Source organism: Rhodococcus sp. IEGM 1379 (assembly GCF_030056815.1).
Taxonomy (GTDB): Bacteria; Actinomycetota; Actinomycetes; order Mycobacteriales; family Mycobacteriaceae; genus Rhodococcus_F.
The window spans coordinates 15869-39977 of record NZ_JASHKR010000043.1 but is presented as its reverse complement, the minus strand read 5'-3'; the positions used below and the strand labels follow the sequence as shown (position 1 = coordinate 39977).

At 59.7% G+C, this 24109-nt stretch carries 26 protein-coding genes and 2 pseudogenes; 15 read left to right on the top strand and 13 right to left on the bottom strand.

Annotation, left to right across the window (positions count from 1 at the left end; translation table 11 throughout):
* The 3 genes from QM600_RS20125 to QM600_RS20115 all read left to right on the top strand — a co-directional run.
* A partial coding sequence (locus QM600_RS20125; protein WP_283263327.1) for an AAA family ATPase occupies positions 1-1231 on the top strand: 1231 nt, incomplete at its 5' end.
* A gap of 80 nt (positions 1232-1311) precedes the next feature.
* Positions 1312-1788, top strand: a complete 477-nt coding sequence (locus QM600_RS20120) for a nucleoside deaminase (RefSeq protein ID WP_283263326.1) — start codon at positions 1312-1314, stop codon at positions 1786-1788.
* A gap of 72 nt (positions 1789-1860) precedes the next feature.
* On the top strand, positions 1861-2535 hold the full coding sequence (locus QM600_RS20115) for an LpqN/LpqT family lipoprotein (protein ID WP_283263325.1): 675 nt from the start codon (positions 1861-1863) through the stop codon (positions 2533-2535).
* A gap of 61 nt (positions 2536-2596) precedes the next feature.
* On the opposite strand, the gene fadD5 is transcribed toward QM600_RS20115, so the two are convergent.
* Together fadD5 and QM600_RS20105 are read right to left on the bottom strand one after the other, a co-directional pair.
* A complete protein-coding gene (gene fadD5 / locus QM600_RS20110; RefSeq protein ID WP_283263324.1) occupies positions 2597-4186 on the bottom strand; it encodes a fatty-acid--CoA ligase FadD5 in 1590 nt (529 codons plus the stop codon).
* Positions 4187-4206: 20 nt separating this feature from the next.
* Positions 4207-4983 carry an enoyl-CoA hydratase gene (locus QM600_RS20105; protein ID WP_283263323.1) on the bottom strand — a complete coding sequence of 259 codons (777 nt, stop codon included), beginning with the start codon at positions 4981-4983 and terminating at the stop codon, positions 4207-4209.
* 240 nt (positions 4984-5223) lie between these two features.
* Between QM600_RS20105 and QM600_RS20100 the strand changes: the two genes are divergently transcribed.
* Together QM600_RS20100 and QM600_RS20095 are read left to right on the top strand one after the other, a co-directional pair.
* Complete coding sequence (locus QM600_RS20100; RefSeq protein ID WP_283263322.1) at positions 5224-6447, top strand: TetR/AcrR family transcriptional regulator; 1224 nt, start codon at positions 5224-5226, stop codon at positions 6445-6447.
* 63 nt (positions 6448-6510) lie between these two features.
* On the top strand, positions 6511-6945 hold the full coding sequence (locus tag QM600_RS20095; protein ID WP_283263321.1) for an OsmC family protein: 435 nt from the start codon (positions 6511-6513) through the stop codon (positions 6943-6945).
* Here QM600_RS20095 and QM600_RS20090 read toward each other — a convergent pair.
* From QM600_RS20090 to QM600_RS20080, 3 genes are all read right to left on the bottom strand, one after another.
* Complete coding sequence (locus QM600_RS20090; protein WP_283263320.1) at positions 6920-7402, bottom strand: hypothetical protein; 483 nt, start codon at positions 7400-7402, stop codon at positions 6920-6922. The two genes, QM600_RS20095 and QM600_RS20090, sit on opposite strands and share 26 nt — an antisense overlap.
* Entirely contained in the window at positions 7399-7914 is a 516-nt protein-coding gene (locus tag QM600_RS20085) for a DUF4352 domain-containing protein (protein WP_283263319.1), read from the bottom strand. Before QM600_RS20085 ends, QM600_RS20090 begins: the two co-directional genes overlap by 4 nt.
* 105 nt (positions 7915-8019) lie before the next feature.
* Entirely contained in the window at positions 8020-8163 is a 144-nt protein-coding gene (locus tag QM600_RS20080; RefSeq protein ID WP_283263318.1) for a hypothetical protein, read from the bottom strand.
* Here QM600_RS20080 and QM600_RS20075 point away from each other — a divergent pair.
* Positions 8162-9295, top strand: a complete 1134-nt coding sequence (locus tag QM600_RS20075) for a sensor histidine kinase (protein WP_283263317.1) — start codon at positions 8162-8164, stop codon at positions 9293-9295. The genes QM600_RS20080 and QM600_RS20075 overlap by 2 nt on opposite strands.
* 50 nt (positions 9296-9345) lie before the next feature.
* Positions 9346-9999: a response regulator gene (locus tag QM600_RS20070; protein WP_283263316.1), complete on the top strand. Its 654-nt coding sequence runs from the start codon at positions 9346-9348 to the stop codon at positions 9997-9999.
* A gap of 96 nt (positions 10000-10095) precedes the next feature.
* Here QM600_RS20070 and QM600_RS20065 read toward each other — a convergent pair.
* Positions 10096-10419: pseudogene (locus QM600_RS20065) on the bottom strand (MFS transporter); the annotation flags it as partial.
* Positions 10420-10520: 101 nt separating this feature from the next.
* On the opposite strand from QM600_RS20065, the gene QM600_RS20060 reads away from it, so the two are divergent.
* Complete coding sequence (locus tag QM600_RS20060; RefSeq protein WP_283263315.1) at positions 10521-11165, top strand: DsbA family oxidoreductase; 645 nt, start codon at positions 10521-10523, stop codon at positions 11163-11165.
* A gap of 46 nt (positions 11166-11211) precedes the next feature.
* Here the strand turns inward: QM600_RS20060 and QM600_RS20055 are convergent, their stop codons facing one another.
* From QM600_RS20055 to QM600_RS20040, 4 genes are read right to left on the bottom strand one after another with little or no spacing between them, the layout of a single operon-like run.
* A complete protein-coding gene (locus QM600_RS20055) occupies positions 11212-12378 on the bottom strand; it encodes an NADH:flavin oxidoreductase (protein ID WP_283263314.1) in 1167 nt (388 codons plus the stop codon).
* Positions 12375-13673 (bottom strand): alkyl sulfatase dimerization domain-containing protein, encoded by a 1299-nt coding sequence (locus QM600_RS20050; RefSeq protein WP_283263313.1) that lies wholly within the window; start codon positions 13671-13673, stop codon positions 12375-12377. The genes QM600_RS20055 and QM600_RS20050 overlap by 4 nt, the downstream gene beginning before the upstream one ends.
* On the bottom strand, positions 13670-14959 hold the full coding sequence (locus tag QM600_RS20045) for a sulfotransferase family protein (RefSeq protein ID WP_283263312.1): 1290 nt from the start codon (positions 14957-14959) through the stop codon (positions 13670-13672). The genes QM600_RS20050 and QM600_RS20045 overlap by 4 nt, the downstream gene beginning before the upstream one ends.
* 5 nt (positions 14960-14964) lie before the next feature.
* Complete coding sequence (locus QM600_RS20040; RefSeq protein WP_283263311.1) at positions 14965-15744, bottom strand: SDR family NAD(P)-dependent oxidoreductase; 780 nt, start codon at positions 15742-15744, stop codon at positions 14965-14967.
* 77 nt (positions 15745-15821) lie between these two features.
* Here QM600_RS20040 and QM600_RS20035 point away from each other — a divergent pair, with 77 nt between their 5' ends.
* Genes QM600_RS20035 through QM600_RS20020 form a run of 4 tightly spaced genes read left to right on the top strand, consistent with a single transcriptional unit; the run spans position 15822 to position 17488 of the window.
* Positions 15822-16448, top strand: coding sequence for a TetR/AcrR family transcriptional regulator (locus QM600_RS20035; RefSeq protein ID WP_283263310.1), 627 nt, complete (start codon positions 15822-15824; stop codon positions 16446-16448).
* A 38-nt stretch (positions 16449-16486) separates the two neighbouring features.
* Positions 16487-16693: an adenylyl-sulfate kinase gene (locus QM600_RS29970; RefSeq protein WP_283263309.1), complete on the top strand. Its 207-nt coding sequence runs from the start codon at positions 16487-16489 to the stop codon at positions 16691-16693.
* The gene (gene cysC / locus QM600_RS20025) at positions 16602-17078 is read left to right on the top strand and encodes an adenylyl-sulfate kinase (protein WP_283263308.1); all 477 of its coding nucleotides are present in this window, start codon (positions 16602-16604) and stop codon (positions 17076-17078) included. The genes QM600_RS29970 and cysC overlap by 92 nt, the downstream gene beginning before the upstream one ends.
* Before the next feature lie 47 nt (positions 17079-17125).
* Positions 17126-17488: a nuclear transport factor 2 family protein gene (locus QM600_RS20020; RefSeq protein WP_283263307.1), complete on the top strand. Its 363-nt coding sequence runs from the start codon at positions 17126-17128 to the stop codon at positions 17486-17488.
* On the opposite strand, the gene QM600_RS20015 is transcribed toward QM600_RS20020, so the two are convergent.
* Both QM600_RS20015 and QM600_RS20010 read right to left on the bottom strand, forming a co-directional pair.
* Positions 17478-18731 (bottom strand): GAF domain-containing protein, encoded by a 1254-nt coding sequence (locus QM600_RS20015; protein ID WP_283263329.1) that lies wholly within the window; start codon positions 18729-18731, stop codon positions 17478-17480. The two genes, QM600_RS20020 and QM600_RS20015, sit on opposite strands and share 11 nt — an antisense overlap.
* A gap of 37 nt (positions 18732-18768) precedes the next feature.
* Positions 18769-19548, bottom strand: coding sequence for an acetoin reductase (locus QM600_RS20010; protein ID WP_283263306.1), 780 nt, complete (start codon positions 19546-19548; stop codon positions 18769-18771).
* Positions 19549-19754: 206 nt separating this feature from the next.
* On the opposite strand from QM600_RS20010, the gene QM600_RS20005 reads away from it, so the two are divergent.
* Positions 19755-20900, top strand: a complete 1146-nt coding sequence (locus tag QM600_RS20005) for a hypothetical protein (protein WP_283263305.1) — start codon at positions 19755-19757, stop codon at positions 20898-20900.
* A gap of 87 nt (positions 20901-20987) precedes the next feature.
* On the opposite strand, the pseudogene QM600_RS20000 reads toward QM600_RS20005, so the two are convergent.
* Positions 20988-21627 (bottom strand): annotated as a pseudogene (locus QM600_RS20000) (MFS transporter); the annotation flags it as partial.
* Between the two features lie 44 nt (positions 21628-21671).
* Here QM600_RS20000 and QM600_RS19995 point away from each other — a divergent pair.
* Both QM600_RS19995 and QM600_RS19990 read left to right on the top strand, forming a co-directional pair.
* Positions 21672-22133: a MarR family winged helix-turn-helix transcriptional regulator gene (locus QM600_RS19995; RefSeq protein ID WP_349307278.1), complete on the top strand. Its 462-nt coding sequence runs from the start codon at positions 21672-21674 to the stop codon at positions 22131-22133.
* 93 nt (positions 22134-22226) lie between these two features.
* The gene (locus QM600_RS19990) at positions 22227-24053 is read left to right on the top strand and encodes a flavin-containing monooxygenase (protein ID WP_283263304.1); all 1827 of its coding nucleotides are present in this window, start codon (positions 22227-22229) and stop codon (positions 24051-24053) included.
* Positions 24054-24109 lie beyond the last annotated feature (56 nt).

The following is a 24109-nucleotide window of genomic DNA, read 5'->3' as shown; positions in this document are numbered from 1 at the left end:
CGCACAGGACTTCGAGAAGGCTGCGAACCTGCGCGACAAGGAGAAGACCCTTGTCGCTCAGCGCGCAGAGCGTGAGAAGCAGTGGCGTGCGGGCGACCTGGACGTCATCGCCGAGGTCGACGACGAGCAGATCGCCGAGGTCCTGGGCAACTGGACCGGCATCCCCGTTTTCAAGCTCACCGAGGAGGAGACCACGCGTCTGCTCCGCATGGAAGACGAATTGCACAAGCGGATCATCGGCCAGGACGAGGCGGTCAAGTCTGTCTCCAAGGCGATCCGTCGTACCCGTGCAGGTCTGAAGGATCCCAAGCGTCCCTCGGGCTCGTTCATCTTCGCCGGCCCGTCGGGTGTCGGTAAGACGGAGCTTGCGAAGTCGCTCGCCAACTTCTTGTTCGGTGACGACGACGCTCTGATCCAGATCGACATGGGCGAGTTCCACGACCGCTTCACCGCCTCGCGTCTGTTCGGTGCCCCTCCCGGGTACGTCGGATACGAAGAGGGCGGCCAGCTCACCGAGAAGGTCCGTCGTAAGCCGTTCTCCGTGGTGCTGTTCGACGAGATCGAGAAGGCACACCAGGAGATCTACAACACTCTCCTGCAGGTGCTCGAGGATGGCCGTCTCACCGACGGTCAGGGTCGTACCGTCGACTTCAAGAACACGGTGCTGATCTTCACGTCCAACCTCGGTACGTCCGACATCTCCAAGGCTGTAGGCCTGGGCTTCAGTTCGGGCGCGGGCAGCGGATCGAACTACGAGCGCATGAAGCTCAAGGTGCACGACGAGCTGAAGAAGCATTTCCGTCCGGAATTCTTGAACCGTATCGACGACATCGTCGTGTTCCATCAGCTCACGAACGAGCAGATCGTTCAGATGGTGGACCTGATGCTTGCTCGCGTCGAGAAGGCACTCAAGAACAAGGACATGGCCATGGAGGTCACCGACAAGGCCAAGTCGCTTCTGGCCAAGCGCGGATTCGATCCGGTACTGGGTGCGCGGCCGCTGCGTCGCACCATCCAGCGCGAGATCGAGGACCAGATGTCGGAGAAGATCCTCTTCGGAGAGATCGGACCGGGTCACATCGTGCTCGTCGACGTCGAAGGCTGGGACGGCGAAGGCTCGGGCGAGGACGCGAAGTTCACGTTCACGCCTACCAAGAAGCCGATCGACGTGCCGGACGCGCCGCCGATCGAGCTGTCCAAGGCCGGCGAGAGCGAAAGCGCTGCAGAGTAGTACAGAGTAGTAATGCGAACGGGCGGTACCCATTGGGTGCCGCCCGTTCGTGTATTCGAAAAGTGGAGGGGTAGAAGGAAATGAACGATATCGACATGGGGCATCTTCGCCGTTGCGTCGAATTGGCAACGGAGGCATTGGATGCCGGCGATGAGCCGTTCGGCTCTGTCCTCGCTGCGGCTGACGGGACTTTTCTCGCCGAGGATCGAAACCGGATTGCCGGTGGTGACAGTACTCGTCATCCGGAGTTCGAGTTGGCCAGGTGGGCCGCTCAATATCTGACTCCGGAAGAACGTTCCACGGCAACGGTATTCACGTCCGGCGAGCATTGCCCGATGTGCTCGGCCGCCCATGCCTGGGTGGGGCTGGGCCGGATCGTCTATATCTGTTCTTCTGCGCAATTGAGCGAATGGCTGGAGGAGTGGGGAGTGTCGCCGGCGCCGGTGAAGTCTCTGTCGATCAACGAGGTTGCGCCGAATATCTTAGTAGAAGGCCCGATTTCGGAGCTTTCTTCGCAGGTTCGCGAACTGCATCGCAAGCTGCACGTAGGCGCCTAGCTTCGGGGCCGGGAACGAACCGCTCAGGCTGCTATTGTCCGACAAGGGGTTGGGCAGTTCTGAGGGGGAGAATTGACGTTGCAAGTTGATCCGGGAATGTTGAGGCGGTTCTCGGCCGAAATCGTTGAAACCAGTCAGCTTTTGGCGGAAACGGATGTCAGTACACCGTTTGCGGATTCGCAGGATGCGCTGGCACGAACAGAGTTTCAGCAGGTAGCTGAATTAGCTTGCGGTGCGGCAGCTCTCGGCATCGAATGCGTACCCGTCGACGCGCGGGAACCCGGCGATATGCCGGTGGGAACTGCACTGCTACCCGGTTGGGTGGAGGTGCCGCCCGAAGTGTTTCCGTTCGCGTACCAAGTTCTGGTGAACGAAGCGAACACCAAGGGCGGGTGGGCCCCCAATGCGGTACTGCTGCACAGTCGTATGTCAGGGCACATCGATGTCGAGAAACTGCTCGCATGTGCGTTTGTCGATTCCCGGAGGCTGCCGTCGTGGCGGGAGAATCAGACGAGCACTGCTGACTTTCTTGGACGTCGGTCGGCGTTCGTCAGCGGATCGTATGTAGTTGCAACGGACACCAGTGAACCCCTGACTCTCGAAGCCACAACCCGCTATGTCGTGACCGAAATGGATGCCGGTCAGTACCTCACGCAGTTGACGGTCACAATCCGGGTGAGCCAGCACGAAGATCTGGAAATCGACGTGACAGTCATGAATCTGGCGTTGACGATTGGTGCCTCGTAGGGTCACGCAGAACGGGCGGCATCTCGATGAGGCGCCGCCCGTCAGGTTTGTTCAGTGCGAATCAGGAAATCGCGTCGACAGATCGAACCTTCTCGCGCAGTTCGCCCTTGACTACCTTGCCACTTGCATTGCGCGGCAGGGCTTCCACCACAACGATGTCCTTGGGATGCTTGTAGCGGGCGAGGCGATCGGTGAGGAACGCTCCGAGTTCTTCGATTGTCAGATCAGCGTTGGCGCCGGGTGCCATGGCGATAATCGCAACGGGTACTTCGCCCCACTTGGCGTCGGAGCGTCCGACAACTGCGGCTTCGGCAATCAATTCGTGTTCGTAGAGAGCATTTTCGACTTCGGCGCAGTAGATGTTCTCACCGCCCGAGATGATCATGTCCTTCTTGCGGTCGACGACATACACAAATCCTTCGTCGTCGACGCGGACCAGATCGCCGGAGTGGAACCACCCGCCGTGGAATGCGTCTGCCGTTGCCTGAGGGTTGTTCCAGTACTCGCTCATCATCGTCGGTCCGCGGTAGACGATCTCGCCGATCTCTCCGGGAGCGACGTCGTCCATGTTCTCGTCGACAACACGAGCCGAGATGGTCGGGATGACACGACCGACGGATCCGAGCTTGCGAATGGCGTCCTCACCGTCGAGAACGCAAGTGATAGGCGACATTTCGGTTTGGCCGAAGACTGCGACGTTGAATGCGTCGGGGAAAGATTCCGCCATTGCGCGCAGGATCGTGTCCGACGACGGTGCCGCGCCCCAAGAAATGTTCTTCAGTGACAAAGCGCGCGGTTGCGCTTTCTGGACGGCACACACGGCCTGCCACTGAACAGGGACGAGAAACAGGCTGGTGACCTTCTCGGCTTCGAGGACGTCGAGTAGGGCACCCGGATCGAAAGCCCCGAGCGGATGGATAACAGTGGTGGTGCCCAATTGCAGGCTTGGAGCTATCGATCCGAGGGCCGCGATATGGAACATCGGTGTTGCGCAGAATCCGATGGAATCCTCTTTGAACAGATGGAAGGCCCGGATACAGGTCAAAGACTGAGACGCGAGATTGGAGTGTGAGAGTACCGAACCCTTGGGGCGCCCAGTGGTTCCCGAGGTGTACATGATGAGAGCCGGTGTGTCATCGGGAATGTCGAGGGGGGCATGGCTGTCTCCGGTCTCGGCGATCAGGTCCTCGTACGTGAGGCTGTCACCTTCGGCCGGCGCGCCGATGGTGATGGAGATGTCGATACCGTCGGAGGCTGCGCGAGCTGCGGCGGCCAATGGGGCGAGTGGTCCTTCGGCGACAATGACTTTGGAGCCCGAGTCGTTGACCAGATAGGTGACCTCGGGCGGGGTGAGACGGAAGTTCACCGGTACTGCGATTGCGCCCAGCGCAGTGGTGGCAAGGACTACCTCGAGGTATTCGGGGCGGTTGAGCATCAGGATCAAGACGCGGTCGCCGAAGCTGACGCCGCGACGGGAGAGTGCGTCGGCAAGCTTGTCGACGCGTTGGCTCAGCGTGCTCCACGTGATGGAATCGCCGAGGAATCGAACTGCGGTGTGATCCGGGATCATCTGCGCGTGGTGGGCGACCTGGTTGTTCCAGTTGGTACGTCGCAAGCGCTGTACCTCGGACGCTGTATCGATGGAGGCCATGTACGGTTTCCTCTCTTGAATCACTTGAAGTTGGGTGCGCGCTTCTGAAGCATTGCTGTTGCGCCCTCGGCAAAGTCGGCACTGGCAAGGAGTTCTACCTGACCGGACTTTTCGAGTTCCAGAGCGGAATCGATGCGGTCGAGCGTTGCGGCATTGAGGGCAGCTTTTGTCAGTTCGAGGGCACGTCGAGGTGCCTTCGAGGTGCGCGCCGCGACTGCCTCGATGTGGGCCGCGAACTGATCGTTCGGCAGGGTTCGGGAGACGAGACCGAAGCGTTCTGCATCGTCGGCTGACACCCTTTCGCCCAGTAGGAACATCTCCGCAGCGCGGGCTCTTCCGATTGCGGCCGGTACCAGTGCGCTGGCGCCGCCGTCGGGCATCAGTCCGATGTTGACGAACGACAGTAGGAAGTATGCGCTTTCGGCGGCGTAGGTCAGGTCTGCGGCGAGGGCAATGGAGACGCCGACGCCGGCGGCCGGGCCGTTGACTGCTGCTATCACGGGTACGGCGGTGCTCGTGATAGCGCGGATCACGGCGTTTGCAGAATCCATGACGACATGGGGATCGGCCGGATTCATCGCGGCAGTCGCGAGGTCGGCTCCGGTGCAGAAGGCACGTCCGGTTCCGGTGATGACGATGGTGCGAACGTCAGGGTTGTTGTCGGCACAGACAATGGCGTCGGCAAGCGCGTTCATCGTTTCGAGGTCGATCGCGTTCATGCGCTCGGGGCGGTTGAACGTCAATCGGAGGATGCCGTTGTCGAGTTCCGACAGGATGCCGGCCGTCGTGGTTGTCATGCCGAACCCGTACGGGTGTTGTTACACATGCGAATCATCAGCTCACAGCTACTTTCTTACGGTCGGTCAAATCGAAGGTGTTCCGTAGGTGCAAGCCGAAACTCGTGCCCGTAGTGGGTCTCTTCGTGGTGGACGTTTCTGCAAGATTTGTGCGAATGTGGGTTAACATAACACCCTGTGTCGGCCTGTCAAGGCTGTTCGGGGAAAATGGATACAGTTGCTGAATGGATGGAGGGATTCATGCCCACACGGACGCGCGTCGCTGCCGGTAGCGGTGAATCCGCTCCACGTACCCGACCGAAGGATCGCAAGGCGCAGATCGCGGCCGTTGCTGCGGAGGCCTTCAGCGAGCGCGGTTACCACGCGGTGGGTATCGACGACATAGCGTCTGTGGTCGGAGTTTCCGGTCCGTCGCTGTATCGCCATTTCCCCACCAAATATGCGTTGTTCGTCCATGCGGTGGAAAACCTGACAGGGGCGTTACTCGAAGCGAGCGACCCGACGCGTCACGAGTACGAGGATCCACGTCAGCAGTTGAATTCCGTAATAGTGGCTGTTATCGGTGTCACCATCGAAAATCGCCGTAGGGGTGGGCTTTACCGGTGGGAAGGCCGCTATTTGGTCGGCGCTGATCGTGAAAAGATGCGTGCGGGACTCCGCACTCTCGGCAGCAGGATCGCGCAACCGTTGGCGGCGGTTCGCCCGGAACTCGATAAGCAAGATCTGAACCTGATAGCGCCGGCTGTTCTGGGCGTGATCGGCAGTATTACGGTGCACCGATCCACGCTGCCGGCCAAGCAGATTGAAGCGCTCGTACTTGCCGCTTGCTGGTCGGTGGTCGACGTGGATCTGCCGAGGTCCGAATCCGCATCGGATCCGTCGGATGGCGCGCGATCAGCGCCCGGGTTGGTGCGAAAATCGAAACGTGAAGTGCTGCTACATGAATCGGTGCGTCTCTTCTACGAGCGCGGCTACCACGACGTGAGTATCGAGGACATTGGTGCCGCAGCCGGGATCACCGCGTCGAGTGTGTACCGGCATTTTTCCGGGAAAGCCGACTTACTTGCGGCGGCGTTCCACCGTGCGTCCGAGCGGCTGACCGAAACTTTGGGTTCGGCGCTGGCGCAGTCGGAGACTCCACTCGAAGCAGTGCACACACTCGCAAAGATGTACGTCGAGGTTTCATTCGAACGCAGCGAACTGTTGGCCGTGTATTTTGCAGAGATCGCCAGCTTGCCGGACGGGCCGCGAAGTGAACTGCGAAATATTCAACGGCTCAATGTGGAGGAGTGGGCGCTGCTGTGCGTCGAAGCAAGGCCCGAATTGACCGTGGTGCAAGCGAGATTCCTTGTTCACGCGGCATTGGGACTGGTGTTCGACGTAGGCAGAGTTGCGAATTTCTCTTCTACGGAATCGGAACGGAAGCGCGTCGAGACATTGCTGTGCGCGACGTTGCTCGGTTGAAGTAGGTAGGTTTGAACGGCAAGGCGTTCCCCGATCCATCCATCGACGGAAGCAGGACACCCAATGCCAACTCGTACCGCACGCACCGCTTGGAACGGCACACTCGAAGCCGGATCCGGGCAGGTCGAACTCACCAGTTCCGCAGTTGCGACCTTCAATGTGTCATTTCCCAAACGTGCAGCCGACGAAGCCGGCGGCACCACCAGCCCCGAGGAATTGATCGCGGCTGCGCACTCCTCCTGCTATGCAATGCAGTTGTCAGCGCTGATTGCCGAGGCCGGCGGAACCCCGCAGAGCCTCGACGTCACTGCCGACGTTTCGTTGGGTCCCGACACCGTCGGATTCAAGCTCACCGGAATCACGCTCACTGTTCGCGCCGAGGTCGATGGTCTCGACGCGGATGCTTTTGCGAAGGTCGCGCAGGCTGCGAAGGAAACGTGCCCGGTGAGTAAGGCGTTGACAGGTGTAGAGATCACACTGGATGCCGCGCTGGATTGATCTTTGCGTGCTCGAGCGACCCCTCCGACGCTCGAGTGCGACTGTGTGTGATCACTAGGTAGCTCGCGATCAGGATCGGGAGTACCCAGAGGTCCGAGGGGTCCCGGTAGACGAGGATCGGTGCGAAGTCGCCGCTGAATCCCCTTGCTGTCCAGCGGAGAAATCCGATCGTGTCTTCATAGGCGTCGCCAACCACCGGAATCAGTTTTACTGCAGCGAAGCCGATTCCGGTGACGGCGACAGACCAGGCGATCGCTGCGGTGCCTACTAAAGTTCGGCGAGCGACTTCGAGTACGGAAAGTAGCAGGATCGGGAACAGGAATACTCCGGCGATATCGGAGAGCTTCCCGGTCAACGCATTCCCGAACGCATCTTTGAGTACGTGATCGTTGATCAGGACTACGGCGACGGAGATGAGCACCAACGGTCGCAGCAGCAGATCGCCTGGACGGTTCACGAGAGGTTGATGGTTGCCGAACCGGACGACAACAGGTCGCACTTGAACTGTAGGCGCAGGCCCGTAGCTGCCTCGGGGACCTCGTACGACAGTTCGCCGCGCTTGGCTGCTCCGGAGGCGAGTTGGCCGTCGACGCTGCCGGTACTGGTGTCGGTGAAAGCGATGTCGTAGGACTTGTTGGCACTGTCCTGCAGTTCGAAGCACATCATCGACGACACCGTTTCAGGCTTGGAACCGTTGTTGGTCACCTCGGTGTCAATTACGACGTAACGATTCCCGGGATCTGCGGTGATGAACTGGTTTGTCGAGACATACGGGTCGACAACTCCGTGTACCTGGACGCGCCAGTCGCCGAGGTCGACGACGTCGCCGACTCCGAATGTCGAAGCTGGAGCCGATGGTGATCCGCCGCCTTCGGCCTTCTTTGCTTCGTTGGATTCGCCCGAAGCGATGGTCGCGAACAATGCTGTGCCGACGGCCAGGATAACGAGGGGAGTGCGGAGGGATCGCATGATGTGCGCCTTTCGAGAGTGGGTATGGCACTAGTCAACGGCGTTGCGGGTGCCTGGCGCGTCGGCCGAATGATCGGGTCGACTCCTCCTTTCAGTCGGTGTTCTTCAGCGTCGGCCGTCCTTTCGGTTGATTCGAGTCGTCGGTGGCAGTCGATACGCTTGCTCGGTGATCACTACCCGAGGAAGTACTGTGCGGCGACGCGTATGGACAACTGCCGCCGTCTCCTTGAGCATCTTCTGTTCGCTCATGACAGTGAGCATCGCCGGTTCATCGGGAAATATGCCGCCGTGGTTCGTGGGCATCGGATTTGCTCTCGGCGTGTTCGGTGGAATTGCACTCGTGTGGCGTCATCAACAACCCTGGATAGTTTTGGCGATCACGCTGGTGGGTCCGCTGTTCTTCCCGACCGATGCGACGGCGGCACTGATCGCATTGTTCGCGGTTGCTCGAATCGCCCGTGGCAGTCGATTGGCGGCAGCGTCCGCCGCTGTTTACCTCGCGTGCGGAATGTCGTTGACCTACGACGCTTTTCGGGATCGTGAGTACTCGGCACTCACACTGGGAACTGCTATGCCGAAAGACGGTACGGAGATCGAGCAGTACGACTTGCCGATTTGGATCCCGTGGTTTGTCGCAGCAGTAATGGTCGGCATTGTTCTTGCGCTGTCACTACTCGTTCGGACCAAATCGGCGTTGGTCGAAGCGGAATACGTTCGCGATCTGGCTACCGAGAAAACCGATGTCATGCGCGACGAGATGATTCGCGGTGAGGAAAGAACGCGCATCGCCCGCGACATGCATGACACGATCGCAGCCAGTTTGAGTCGAATCTCGTTGTTCGCGGGCGGACTTCAAGTCAGTGCTGCTGACAACCCCGAGAAGGTGGTCAATACGGCGGCAATGATTCGGACCACGGCGCACGAGGCGTTGGACGAACTCAAGAGCATCGTGGGAGTGCTTCGCGGAACAGGTGATCGAGCTACTCGCAGCGGGCATCAGGGTATCGACGCTGTCGGCGATCTGGTCAACGGAGCGCGTGCTGCCGGAATCCATTGTCGCCTCGAAACCGAATTGCTGCCCGGAGAAGTGGGAATGTTGGCTGGGCATGTCTGCTATCGCGTTGTGCAGGAAGCGCTCACGAATGCGCAGAAGTATGCCAGCGACCAGGCCTTGGTCATCTCGGTCACGGGATCACCGCACGAAGGTATTCGGATCACGGCACGGAACAGGCTCAGTGATCTGCCCGCGATGACGTCGGTCGGTTCGCGATCGGGACTTCGCGGTTTGGCTGAGCAGGCACGAGAGATCGGCGGAAAGGTCGAGGCCGGCGTTGTCGGTCCCGATTTCGTGGTCAGTTGCTGGGTGCCCTGGTTCGCCTAGTCCCTTGTTTATCCGGATCTGTCGGTGGCGCTCGGTAATCTGAGCGCACCATGAACACAGACTCGCGCATTACGGTGCTGATTGTCGACAACGATGCCTGGGTTCGGCGCGGGATGAAAGACATCCTCGAGGCCGCCCCTGACATCGTGGTGGTTGCCGAGGCCGAGGACGGAGACCAGGTTGCTGCCAAGGTCACTCGATTTCGCCCTCACGTCGTGCTGATGGATCTCAAGATGGCGCGTGTCGGTGGTTTGGAGGCGACGCGTGAGCTGATGTCCATGCCTAATCCGCCCAAGGTCATTGCGATGACGGCATTCGACGTCGACGGCGTCGTCATCGAGGCGGTCGAGGCCGGAGCTCACAGTTTTCTGCGGAAAGACGGTGCACCAGAAGACTTTCAGCAGGCTGTACGCGTCGTTGCGTCGGATCACGCCTTGTTCAGTCGGGATTCACTTCGAGCGATCGTGGCATCCGCGCCACGTCAGTCGATTCCGGATCGGACGCCGTTGGCGGTCCTCACCGACCGTGAGCGTGAGGTTTTGGCCGAGTTGGCCACAGGTCTGGGGAACAGCGATATTGCGGCGCGCATGTACCTCGGTGAGACCACGATCAAGTCGCATATCTCGTCGTTGTTCTCGAAACTTGGAGTGAACAACAGGGTGAGTGCGTCGTTGGTCGCGTACCGGTGTGGCCTGGTCACCTGAGGTCAGGGACCGTTGGCTCCCGTATTCGACGTGCACTGGCCCGCAGTCGGGTGTTCCGACCGGCCTCAGGGCCGGTGCTCCGGCCCCAGTCCCGGCTGGGGAAGCAGCCGAACTTTTCTTCAGACGCTCGGCACCCAGTGCGGGAATGAACAGAACGATTGCCGCTGCCAGCAGTGCCGCACCACATCCGACCAGTAAACTGGTACGTAAACCCGCTTCTGTCGGCAATGTGCGGCCGCCGACCTCGACACTCATCTGGGCAAGAATCACACCGACGACCGCTGCGGAGTCGGAAGTGCCGATCGAGCGCATCAGGGTGTTCAAGCTGTTCGCGGACGCTGTTGCGGGCACTGCACCCATGATGAGAGCGGGCATCGAGCCGTACGCACATCCGATTCCCGCGTTGCAGATACACACGACCCCCGATTGTCGTAGTGCGCGCTCACGGAAGTCCCACGTCACCTTATGCGGGATTATTCGTACCCTGTTCCGTTGTTGCACCTTCGGTGACTGATCAAATCGTGATTGACCAAGACGTGACCATCGAAGTGTGGTCGGACATCGCTTGTCCGTGGTGCTACATCGGAAAGACCAGGTTTCTTTCCGCCCTGGACAGCTTCGAGCACAAGGACCGTGTCAACGTCATCTGGCGCTCGTACCAGCTCGCACCGGAGACTCCGGTGGGGGAGGGCCGTACCGAACTCGACGCATTGGTCGAGATGAAGGGTATGGCGCCTGATCAGGTGCGGCAGATGTTTGCCCAGGTGAGTACCACGGCTGCCGAGGTCAGCCTGAATCTGAATTTCGACACCGTGATCGCGGCCAACACCTTCGACGCACACCGGTTGCTGCACTTGGCTGGAGACAAGCAGACGGAACTTCTGGATGCGCTGTTCAAGGCACATTTCACCGATGGCAGGGTGATCGACGATCGCGAAGAACTGGTCCGCATCGCCGTCAGCGTGGGATTGGATGCGGAGACGGTTCGCGAACAGCTCGACTCCGATGCGGCCGCCGAGGCGGTCAGCGAGGATCTGTCGATGGCACGAGCGCTACAGGTCAGCGGTGTTCCGTTCTTCGTCGCCAACCGGGCAATCGCAGTGTCGGGTGCTCAGCCCGAAGAAGTTTTCCTGCAGCTGCTCACTCGGGCTTCCGATCCTGCCTGACGCCCGGTATCCCTGGCAGCTCAGCCCTTTTGCTGCCAGGGATGGATTACGGTCGCAGAACGCAGCGAGTTCCCCCGTAGATCGTGGTCATACATTTGTTGCAGTGAATGCAGAGTGACTGTCCGGCGCCTTCTTCCTCGATCGCCTTGATCAAGTTCGGGTCGCTGAGCAGAGCGCGGCCCATCTGCACGAACTCGAACCCCTCACGCATAGCGAGATCGATCGATTCTTTGCCCGTGATTCCGCCGAGCAAGACCAGCGGGAGATCCACAGCGTCGCGGATCTGGCGTGCATGGTCGAGAAGGTAGGCATCGGTGTACGGGTAGGTGCGCAGGAAGTGTTTCCCCACCAGTTTGATTCCCAGCTTCTGCGGCTGTGGCATGAGTGCCCCGAATTCCCGCAGCGGTGCGTCGCCGCGGAACATGTAGAGGGGGTTCTCGAGTGAGCTACCGGCAGTGAGGACCACCCCGTCCAGGGTTCCGTCGTCTTCGAGCCAGCGCACCAACGTGATTGCTTCTTCGAGCCAGAATCCGCCGGGTACGCCGTCGTCCATGCTGACCTTGGCGACAATCGCGATTTTTGTGCCGACGGCATCACGGACTGCGCGGGATGTACGACGCGCGAAGCGTGCCCGATTCTCGAGACTTCCACCATAGGAATCTTTGCGGTGGTTCAGTTTCGGGCTGAGGAACGAGCTGATGAGGTAGCCGTGCCCGAAATGCAGTTCGATCGCGTCGAACCCTGCCTCGACGGCCTGTCGGGCAGCATGCGCATGGGCCTCGACGATCCGATCGATGTCCGCCTCGGTGGCGGCTTCGGCAATACTGAGGGTCGTCAGGTGAAAATGCTTGCTCGCTGAAAGTGCCTTTTGGCCAGTTGCTTTCGGTGGTGCGACGGCGCCGGCATGTCCGATTTGCGCTGAGACTGCGGCACCTTCGGCGTGAATCGCATCGGTGAGGCGGCGTAACCCGGGAGCGGTTTCCTCGGTCCATTGGAGCTGCCCGCCGGCCGAACGCCCTTCCGGCGCGACAGCACAGTAGGCAACTGTTGTCATGCCGACGCCGCCGGCGGCGAACTTGCGATGGAAGTCGATCAGTTCATCGGTGACCACACCTTTCGGTGTCATTCCCTCGAACGTGGCGGACTTGATGATTCGGTTCCGAAGAGTTGCCGGCCCCAACTTTGCGGGAGCGAAGGCCTCTAGTGTGGTCATCGGTTCGTATCCAATTCTGCGACTGCCGCTTCGAGTTTCTTGATCTGGTGTGCCAACCAACCGGATTCCCAGAAGTTCGCCTCGGTGGACGGCTGCGTCAGCAGTTCCCGGTGGCAGGCAAGAAGGGTGCGGGTAGCCGGTCCGTTGTCGGGATCGAATGCGAGAACTGCCTCGGACAGTGCGGTGGCCTCGACCACTTCACCTTCGGCGAGCCGCGTTTCGGCGAGTTCGATCGCGCGCGCTACGCCGGCCAGTTCGACCAGATCGGCCAGAGTTTTCGCTCGCGGCAGATCATAGAGTGCGGTGGTGGCGTCGTGGTGGAACCATCCGAGGTAGGTCTCCCAGATCGTCTTGACTCCCCATTTGACCTGACCGTAGCCCTGTCCGACGTAAAGTGCTGGCGGCAAAGTGATTTCGCGCATCAATGTTTCGACTGACTTACCGGAGTTGATGCCGTCGAGAGTGGTTCGGTGGACGTAGTCGACGGCGTCGTACATCCGTTTCAAGACTGCGTCGATCAGTTCTTCGCCCTCGATGGGCTCGCCGCGGCCGGTGATCAAGGTCTGCGGACGCAGATCACGCAGTGTGCGAATCGTCTGCAGGTACGGCTCGACAAAGCGGTATCGCTGTCCGCGAACGGTATTGAGATTGGGAAAGTGGCCAAAGAGAGGGCCGAGGAGGTTACTGATCATCGCGATGCGATGCTGCGGAAGCCACACCATCGTGCCGTCCACTGTTTCGCCTACGCCGGAATACAATTCGACGTCTAGTCCGCCCACCGTCAAGTCGAGGCGATCACGGAAGGTGAGATCCGGAACCGGCTCGTCCTGTGCGTTCGACACGGACGGGAATTCGGCGGCAAAGCGGGTGACGGTATCGGCGTCCCGGCCGAACCACACGGGTGCCCACTGGCGCATTCGCTTGATGACCCGTGCATCGTCGAGTTGAACCGCCTGGTTCAGTTCGTTTGCCACGTAGACGGCGCCCAGCTCACGAAAGGCGTGCACTCCTCCCACATGATCGGTATGGCCTTGGGTGGTGATGATGTATCGCGTCGGCCCGGAGTAGATGTCGTCGAACAACTTTCGATGATGCGGTCCTTCGAATCCGCAGCCCGTGTTGACGATGATCCGGCCAACTGGGGTGACGATCATGTACGCGGAACTGGTACCGCCACTGCGGTAGATGAAATCATTGATCTTGATCGCTTCATCGGTGTACTCAGGTTCGAGTAGGGTCTTTCCTGGTCGTTGCGCGATCAGATTGTCGACTTGATCGGAGATGTACTGGTTCACAGAACTTCTACTTTCACTGGGAATGCGTCGAAATAGTCGGCGAAGCGGCTACGGAGTTCGGCCGGTTCACGGCCGAAGTCTGCGCGCAGGTCGTAGACAACCTGACCGTTGGAACCGCGTTTGTGACTGGACGTGTACTTGCGGATCTCTTCTCGCGCCTGTTCGGTCATCTCGAGGCCGGCGCGGTTGTAGATGTGCTCGACCGTTCCTATGTCGTCCGCCATAAATTTGTCGAAATACACGTCCACTCGCCGCTTTGCGGGGATCAGTGCGAGATCGCGGGTTCCCGCATCGAGCAACCGGCTGACACGGTCGATCCAGTAATCGCACACTGCATCCAGGTCGAGCTTGTGAAAGTTCATCCGGGCGCCGTAGCCGACCATCGTCGCTGCAGACTGAACTACCGACACCGGATCGCGATGGGTCATCACGACCGTGGCGTCGGGGAAGGTGTCCATGAGCGGACCGAACTGCTCGAGGTGTTGAGGGCACTTGAGGATCCAACGGTTCGGACCTCGTTGCCACTGAAGGAGTTTGAGCATCGTCTTGATGAACTCGTAGTGTGGACGCTGATCATGGGCGAGGTAGTAGTCGCGCCAGCGAGGCGCCATCGACGACATCCACTCGAAGTTGTAGCTCGAGAAATCGAGGCTTTCGAGTTCGAGTTCCTCATGAATATGTTCCGGGTTCATCGGATGCATCGCTGCCACCAGAGGGTTCTTGGCCTGCATCTGATCCCAACGTGCTTGACTCCGAGTCAATCTCGGGTCGACGCCGTCTGCATCGAGTTCGTCACCGGTGAAGGGGACCGGTTCCTGACTCTCCCAGAGCGGCAGCGACCGGAAGCGGGAATCAGCCGACATGAGGTTGAGAAGATGCGTGGTACCCGAACGTGGCAGTCCCACAACGATGATGGGGGCCACTACCTCCTCGTCATGAATCTCGGGGTGGCGGCGCAGAACGTCCAGCACTCGAAGTCGGTTGGCCGCGTAACGGGTGCATGCTGCGTGAGTAACCATCCGGGAAACCGGTGACCGGTTGGGATCGGCGTCAATCTCGTCCAACCACAACGCAAGTCGCTCGCGGAAGTCGTCGGGACCGAAATCGTCGAGGCTTGTTTGTTCTCGCGCTGCGGAGAGAACGCTGTCCACGGACAGCGTGATCGGATTCGCTTCGGCGTACGCCCACGTCCGTTTCTGGGATTCGGTGAGTACGGGCTCACGAAGGTCGTTGATGCGGAGGCGTTTCGGTGCGGTTGCCTCAGGCTGCGCGGTTGTCGACGGCATAGGCGTCATCCTCTGATCGAGAATCCGCCGTCGACGGGCAAGGTCTGTCCCGTGATGAACTGTGCGGCAGGACTAGCGAGGAACAATACGACGGGAGCGACGTCCTCGTACGGGTCTGCCCATCGAGATATCGGGGTGCGATCGAGTGACGGTTTGCTGTGCTCGGGCCGCTGCTGCAGTCCAGCCGTCATCTTGGTTGCGGTCAGTCCCGGAGCTATGGCGTTAACTCGAATTCCGTCCCTGGCCCAGTTCGATCCCATCGTCTTGGTCATCTGGACGACGGCACCTTTCGATGCGCCGTATCCGGGCACTATGTCGACGGCGAAGTACGACGCCATCGATGCGACGTTGATGATGGAAGCGCCGCCGCATTGCTTGCTTTCCTTGAGTAGTGGCAGGACAGCAGTAGACATCCGGAACCCGCTCACGACGTTCACCGCGAGCGATTCTTCGAATACCTCGGGGTTCCATTCCCCCTTTTGGGTAAGGGTCTGACCTGCGTTGTTGACCAGGATGTCCAGTGCGGACAGTCCTGCGCCGACGGCGGCGATCTGCTCGCGATCGGTCATGACGCACTGCCGGTAGGTGAACGCCGAGAGGTCATGCTCGTAGTCGTCGGCCGACGCCCTCGTTCCGGTGATCGTCACGTGTGCCCCGGCGTCGACGAATCGCTGTGCGACGGCCAGTCCGAGGCCGTTGGATCCTCCGGTCACGAGAACTCGGGAGGAGGAAAAGTCGAATGCCACAACTCTTTTCGCTGTGGAATCAGATGTGCTTGATGTCATGGGAACGACACTAGCGACGATTTGAACAATGTTCAATAGCTGTTGAACATTGTTCAGAAAGTCGCTAGTGTGTGTTGATGAACGCAACAAGCGCCACGTCGGTCCGCGGAGACGCTGAGGTGAGGCGCCGAGGAATCCTCGACGCAGCAGCAGCCATCCTCGACGTGGGCGGCTACGCCGCACTGACGATCCGAAGTGTCGCCAAACAGGCGGGGATGAGTCCCGGACTCATCTACCAGTATTTTGTCGACAAGCGCGATATCTTCGCGGCCCTGCTCCTCGAGAGCCAACAAGAACTGACCGCGTTCATCGCCGAACTACCGCGCGAACAAGGTGTATCGGCACTGATTGCAGCGATCGTGCCCGAAACGACCAAGCAGTGGGCACGAGTTGGGCACGTGGCATCTGTCTGGAGGACAACCGAAGATGCCGCGAACTCCGAAGGTAAATCGGTCCAAGACCTACGACACTCCACCGAAGCGCAATTCGCCGAGCTCCAGACGGCTCTCGAAGACGCAGCTCGAACTGAGGGACTTGTCCTCCGCGAGGGTCGTTCCCTAATTCCATTCGTCTGGGCTGGACTGATGGGGCTGGCCGACACCATCGTCAACAACTGGGCCCAAGACCTCGATCCGACGGAGTACATCACGTACTCGGCAGACGGGTTAGCGAGGGCAATTACACACCGACTGGAGCTTCGATGACGTGAACTACTACGCATAATGACGAGCCACCTAAAGCGATGTGCGATGCAACTGTAGCCGCCGATATCGACGAGAAGGCACGCGAGACTCTCAACAGCCACAAACCGTGCGTTGTGTGGTTCACCGGGTTGCCCGGCTCGGGTAAATCGGCGATTGCCAACGAATTGGAGCGGGGGCTCCAATGCACTTGGCTGCCATACCTATCTTCTCGACGGCGACAACGTTCGCCACGGACTCAACCGTGATCTCGGATTCACGGAAGCTGATCGTGTCGAAAACATCCGCCGCGTAACAGAAGTCGCTAAACTGATGGTTGATGCCGGGCTGATCGTCCTCGCTTCGTTCATTTCGCCGTTCCAGATCGAACGCGAATCCGCCAAGGAAACCATCGGCCCCGAGCGGTTCTTCGAGGTCTTTGTCGACACCCCGCTTTCCGTTGCAGAACAGCGAGATCCCACGGGGCTCTACAAGAAGGCACGTCGTGGTGAGTTGAAGAACTTCACCGGGGCGATTCCCCCCTACGAGGTGCCGGTCCTACCCGATATCAGGATTGATTCGACATCGTCATCGACTCTCGATGCTGCCGGTCAGATCATTCGGCATCTGCTCGAACGCGGAATCATTCGATAACCGCTGAAATTTTCGGAACAACACAACCACTAATCAAGGAGTCCTACATGCTTTCTCGTAACGAGATCTGTGCCGCCGTCGACAGCTACGTAACACTGCTCGCAGCCCACAAGACGGATGCCCTGATGGAACTTTTCCATCAGGGTGCGGTGCAACACGAACCTGTCGGCGTTCGAACGAACCGAGGTTTCGACGAGATCCGAGCGTTCTTCGCCGAGAGTGAGGACACCCCGTTCACGGTGAGTCTGTTGACGCCCGTCACCGTGGTGGGAAACTTCGCCGCGATGCAGATGCGTGTCCAGCGTGAAGGGTTGGAGGATTTTGCGTCCACCGACCTCTTCGAGTTCGACGATAACTGCAAGATCCTTTCGATTACAGCAGTCCCGGACGTCAAGGCGCTTATTTCCTGATTCGGCTGGCGCACACTGCTGGGGCGGTCGAGAACGGCAGTAGGTGTGCGCCGATATCAGGGACGGAGAGGGTGACGTCTGCAGCGTCGACAAATCTGTATGGCTGCGCTGCAACAACTCCCGCAAGGTTCTTACGTAGGCGAGACATCTCGGCCCGTACGGTAACGGTGCGGGCCGAGTCTCCGAACAGATCCTGCGCCAACTGCGATGCCGTTCGTCCGCTCCGCTCGGATCCCAGCAGAAACAGAATTTCCGCATGCCTCTGTGTGGGTGAGTACGTCCATTCCCCGAATCCCGATGTCACGGTCACCGACATGTTCTCGGAATCGCGCAGATCGACATGCACTGCGGGAGCGGCCACGTCGTTGCCAGTGGAGGTGGGCCTGATCAACCAGCCGCCGGGAAGTGGATCCAATTCACACAGTCCGAGGTTGGGGAACCACGTCCGGCCGGGAGTCAATGCCGAGGGGAGCAGGATTCGCGTGCGATGGGGGAGAGAATCTACCGCAGCGACCCAGCCGTGTGAATCGGTAACCAGTGCGGGCGCTTTACCACGCGCAAGCATTGGCGCTGCGACAGAACGCAATTGGTCGAGGTTGTCGCGATGTTTGTCGCGTAAGTGCGATTGGGCGAGGCGTGCGACGGCATCAACGAGTGCGAGTGTGGTGGGATGGACGGTCTTGGCAGGGCCGCTGATGTCTACGACACCGATGACACGATCGTCGCGCGGATCTCGGATCGGTGCACCGGCGCAGGTCCACGAATGATGACTGCGCGCATAGTGTTCGGCCGAGAATATCTGAACTGCTTGTCTCGATACCAGCGCGGTACCGATGGCATTGGTGCCGACCGAATTCTCGGCCCAGTTTGCGCCCTCGATGAACCCGAGTCGCGCAGCCTGATCCAGCACTCGATGGGAACCGCTGCGCCACAATACCGTTCCGCGTATGTCGGCGACAACCATGATGTTCTCGCCGCTCGCGGTGACTGACTCGAGTCCGTGGGTTACGTCGTCGAGCACGTCGTAGAGTCCGGATTCGCGGCGCCGCAGATCAAGCTCGGCAACATCCATCGATGGTTCGATCCGGCTCTGCTCGGGGTCGACTCCGAGTTCTTTCAGTCGCTGCCAGGATTGGCGCACCACGTCGCGCGGGCGTGCCGGCGATTTGTCACCGGACATGGTCGCGTCGTACACCGCGGCGAGGGTCCTCGCGTAGTTGCGAGGATCCTCACCGGGTGGCATCGCGGGTTCGGGCAACCGCGTCGTGGGTGTCGACATGTCAGCGATAAACCAACCCGCCGTCGATGAGGCCGGATTGGCCAGTCATATAGTCGGAATCCGGTCCGGCCAGGTAGGAGACGAACCCCGCCACGTCGTCGGGAGTTTCCGCTCTTCCCAGCGCGATGCCGCCGACAAACTTGTCGTACGTTTCGCCTTCCGGTGCCCCGGTCAATTCGGAGAACCTTTTGTCGATCGTTACCCACATGTCCGTTCCGACTACACCAGGGCAGTATGCGTTGACGGTGATGCCTTCGGACGCGTATTCCTTGGCGGCTGCCTGCGTGAGCGCTCTGACCGCGAATTTTGTTGCGCTGTACACGCCCAGCATGGCAAAGCCGTCGTGGCCGGCAATCGACGATGCGTTGATGATCTTTCCGCCATGTCCGAGTGCCTTGAACTTCGTTGCCGCGGCCTGGATCCCCCACAAAACTCCGTCGACATTGACGCTCCAGATCTTGGCAACTTCTTCGGGAGTGGCGTCGGACAGCGGGCCTACCAGTGCGATTCCGGCGTTGTTGACGAGGACATCGAAACTGCCCAGCTCTGAATGAGCGTGTTCGACTGCATTGTGTACCTGTGTTCGATCGCTGACGTCGGCAATGAAGATGGTTGTCCGACGGCCGATTTCGCGAATCTCACGTGCAACGGAATCCAACTTGGCGTGGTCGAGATCGACCAGAGCGATATCTGCGCCGTCGTGGGCGAGCCGGAGTGCGATTCCGCGACCGATTCCTTGGCCTGCGCCGGTGACCAATGCAACCTTGCCGGTGATGCTCATTCAGTTCTCCTCGTTGGCGGGGTAAGCCGATGAGTGAGTTATATGTGATGACGACCACAATATAGAAGGGTTGCATCCCGTTGCAAACCCGAAAATTCTGACAGTAATTGCAACCTGCAGCAACCCTCCCCGTATTCGCCTCGGTGCCTTCATAGTTGCGCGACGACTTCGCGAATTGTCTTGCGACACAACTGGGAGAAGGAAATATGACAGCTACAGTCGATGCTCCGACGAGTTCGGGTGCGCCGAGCATCCAACCTTCGCGTCGTTGGATTCTGTTCGGTGCCGCGAATCTTGTGATCGTTCTGATCGTGGCTCTGGCGAGCTGGTACCTCCTCGCGGATCCCACCACCAGTCCCTGGAACTTCTATCCACTGCCCTTTAACGCGGCGTTGTTCTGGGCGATCCTCTTTGTGGTGTTCATCGGTTTCAACTGTGAATTTGCAGGTTTCGACCGGTTCCCGCAGCCGGTCAGAGGGCTGGCAATCATGGCCGCGACGGCGGTGTTCTCCGTGGTGGTGACATGGTTGCTTGCGAACGGACTCGGAAGCCTTTATCCGGACTTCTCAGCAGATCGGGAAGGCGGAATCGGCTACTTCGCCGGTGCATTGTTCGTGCTGTTCGGATTCGGCACCTGGGTGATGGTGGTGCTCAACTGGAAGCACTGGCCGTGGATCTCGCTGGGAATGAAGCAACCGCTGGTGGGTCTGTGCGAGATTGCGTTTGTCGCTGTACCGACTTTGGCGTTGTACTTCGTGTTCGGACTGCCGTCCGTTTCGCTGTCCGCAACAAATCCGGCGATGACCGTCGACACAGTGCTGGGATGGTTCTATTGCATTGTGGTCGTGGTGATTCTGACCGGGCAGACGTTGGACAATTGGCCGTGGAGGGCATTCGGTGGCGGAGGCCGGACGGCGCTCGCGGCCACGGTCGGCAATTTCGCTCTGGGAACGGGACTCTATTTTGTGGCTGTCCCAGTCGTGAAAGTGCTGTTGGGAAGTGCCGCAGTTGCGGAGTTGGGTGGCGTCGTACATCAGTTTCCGGCGCAACTGGGTGTGTGCTGGGCATTCTGGATGATCTTTTGGGCCAATGCGTTCGGCAACAAGCCCACAGGGTTCGGGGACGGCGTCAACCTTGTGGTCCGTGGTGTGTTCACGTTCGCCTTGGCGGTAGGGACATTTCTGTTCTACTACCGTTTTGCGGCCGAACACATTCTCCACGAACCTGCCGTTGCAGACGGATTGCATGGCAATGCATTGGGTTTCGTGGACTGGGCGGTGCTGTGGACGCTGTTCTACGTTGTCGGGTTTCAATCGCTGGGGCTAGGTAAGTTGAAACCCGAGTCCGCGTGAATACGGGTACCCGCCCATGCGCGCGGGTACCCGTTTTCGGTTCAAGCTTTCGCGAGAGACGTCGGTGATGGGAATTTCTTTCTTCGCGGTCGTCTTTCGTGCGGGAATCAAGAGCGTGATGGCGCCGGCGAGCAATGCGGCGCCGCAGGCCTCGTACGGCGTCAGGCGATCTGCCAGTTATGAGAAGGCCCGTGCGGAATCTTGCTTCCGTCGGGAGGGTGTGACCGCCGAAATCCACGCTCATCTGGGCCAGGACAACGCCGACGACGGCAGCGGAAATCGAGGTGCCGACCGAGCGCATCAGGGTGTTGAAGCTGTTTGCCGATCCGGTAGCGGACGGCGGGACAGCACCCATGATCAGTGCCGGCATCGAGCCGTAAGCGAGGCCGATTCCCGCGTTGCAGATGCACGTGACGATCAACAGTCCCCACAGCGATCCCATGAAGAACATCGAGGACCCGTAACCCGCGGCGATGACCAGAGTTCCGAGTAGCAGCGTTATCTTGGGCCCCTGGCTAGCGGAGAGTTTCGCGCCGACGACAGAGACGGCCATCATGACAAAACCGCCCGGAGCCATCCACAATCCCATCGCGAGCATCGACTGCCCCATGCCGAAACCGGTGGCTGTGGGCAATTGGAGAAGCTGCGGAAGGATCAGTGCCTGCGCGTACATGGCGAACCCGACGGCGATGGAGGCGGAATTGGTGAACAACACCGTCGGGCCGGACCCCGGATGGGCGGGGTCAAAAGTGGATCGATAGAAGGACTGGCATGGACAAGCCCACGCATTTGATCGAACTCGAGACCATGCTCCTGGGGCGATACCTGACCCTGCCGGTCCCTCGAACCAAGCGTGACGGAAGCAATCTCGACCGCAGCGCCTATGTCTTGTTGAGTCGCATCAGCCTTGACGGCCCGATGTCGATCGGGGAACTCGCGGATGCCTTCGGGCTGGATGCGTCGACGCTGAGTCGTCAAACGTCGTCGATGTTGAATTCCGGACTTGTAGAACGTATTTCGGACCCTACCGGAGGGATGGCGTGTAAGTTTCGGATCACCGACGAGGGGGGCGTGCAGGCTCGAAGCCGAGCGTGCAGACAACATTGCCGGGCTGGGCCGGGTGATGGAAGATTGGAATCCCGAGGATGTCGCCACTTTTGCGTCGTGGCTGCAGCGTTTCAACATCGACATCGAAAGGCGCGCCGGGCGCCCCTGGTCGCGTACGTACTTTGAAGCTCGTGCCCCGGCATTGCAACGGATTGCAACGCTTGCGGCCCGAACCGCTGATGCGATGTGCTGTGTATCACATTCCGAGAAGGAGAAGTGATGACGCAAACCATCGATCCCAGGGTTGTACCCACAGCGGCCGTGACACCTCAGGATCGCGTCGACGCCTGGCTGGCAGATTTCGAGGCAGCTCTTGCTGCTCGCGACGTCGCACACGTCGCAGAAAAGTTCGCCCTCGACAGTTTCTGGCGCGACCTCGTGACATTCACCTGGAACATCAAAACCGTCGAAGGACGTGAGCAGATTGTCGACATGCTCACCGAGCGTCTCGACGACACCGATCCGTATGGATTTTGCACCACCGAGACGCCGGACGAAGCTGACGGAGTCACTTCTGCCTGGATCGAATTCGAGACGGCAACCGGCCGGGCTCACGGACATCTTCGATTGAAGGGTGATGAGGCCTGGACATTGCTGACGTCTCTCCAGGAACTCAAAGGCCATGAAGAAGGCAAGGGGGTCCGTCGACCCCGCGGGGCGAAGCACGGTGCCGACCCCAGCCGCGTCACCTGGGCGGAGCAGAAGGAAATCGAAGACCGTGAACTCGGTTACACCGCACAGCCTTACGTCGTGATTGTCGGCGGTGGGCAGGGTGGCATCGCACTCGGCGCCCGCATGCGCCAGCTCGGAGTTCCGGCCATCGTGATCGACAGTCACGAGCGTCCCGGCGATCAGTGGCGTGGACGCTACAAGTCACTGTGCTTGCACGACCCGGTCTGGTACGACCACCTGCCCTACATGCCGTTCCCCGACAACTGGCCGGTGTTCGCCCCCAAGGACAAGATCGGGGACTGGCTCGAGATGTACACCAAGGTCATGGAGGTTCCGTACTGGAGTTCCACCACCTGCACCTCGGCGTCGTACGACGAGAAAGCTCAGGAATGGACCGTGAACGTCAACCGCGGTGGTGAGCAGTTGACGTTGCGCCCCAAGCAGTTGGTGATGGCTACCGGAATGTCCGGCAAAGCAAACGTTCCGACGTTCCCGGGGCAGGACAAGTTCCAGGGCGATCAGCACCATTCGAGCAAGCATCCGGGCCCGGATCAGTACGTGGGCAAGAAGGTCGTGGTCATCGGGGCGAACAACTCCGCACACGATATCTGTGGAGCATTGTGGGAGAACGGCGTCGACGTCACGATGGTGCAGCGCAGTTCGACGCACATCGTGAAATCGGATTCGTTGATGGACTTGGGTCTGGGTGATCTCTATTCGGAACGTGCACTGGCTTCCGGAATGACCACGCACAAAGCCGATCTCACGTTCGGATCGCTGCCGTACCGGATCATGCACGAATTCCAGATTCCCGTGTACGACGCAATCCGTGAGCGGGACAAGGACTTCTACGATCGTCTCGAGAAGGCCGGCTTCGAGCACGATTGGGGCGACGACGGTTCAGGTCTGTTCATGAAGTACCTACGACGCGGTTCGGGCTACTACATCGACGTCGGTGCTGCCGAACTGGTTGCCAACGGAGATATCAAGCTCGCCCACGGCAACATTCGTGAATTGACCAGCGGCAGTGTCATTCTCGAAGACGGGACCGAGTTGCCGGCCGATGTCGTGGTCTATGCGACAGGCTACGGTTCGATGAACGGCTGGGTCGCAGATCTGATTGGTCAAGATGTTGCAGACAAGGTGGGCAAGGTGTGGGGCCTCGGCTCGAACACGACCAAGGATCCGGGTCCTTGGGAAGGCGAGCAGCGCAACATGTGGAAGCCGACGCAGCAGGAAGCGCTCTGGTTTCACGGCGGCAATCTGCATCAGTCTCGACACTATTCGCTGTATCTCGCGCTTCAACTCAAGGCGCGCTACGAGGGCATCCCGACGCCGGTGTACGGGTTGCAGGAAGTGCATCATCTGAGTTGACACACGAAAAAGTGGGGTGGGTTCCGTGAAATACGGAACCCACCCCACCTCGTGGA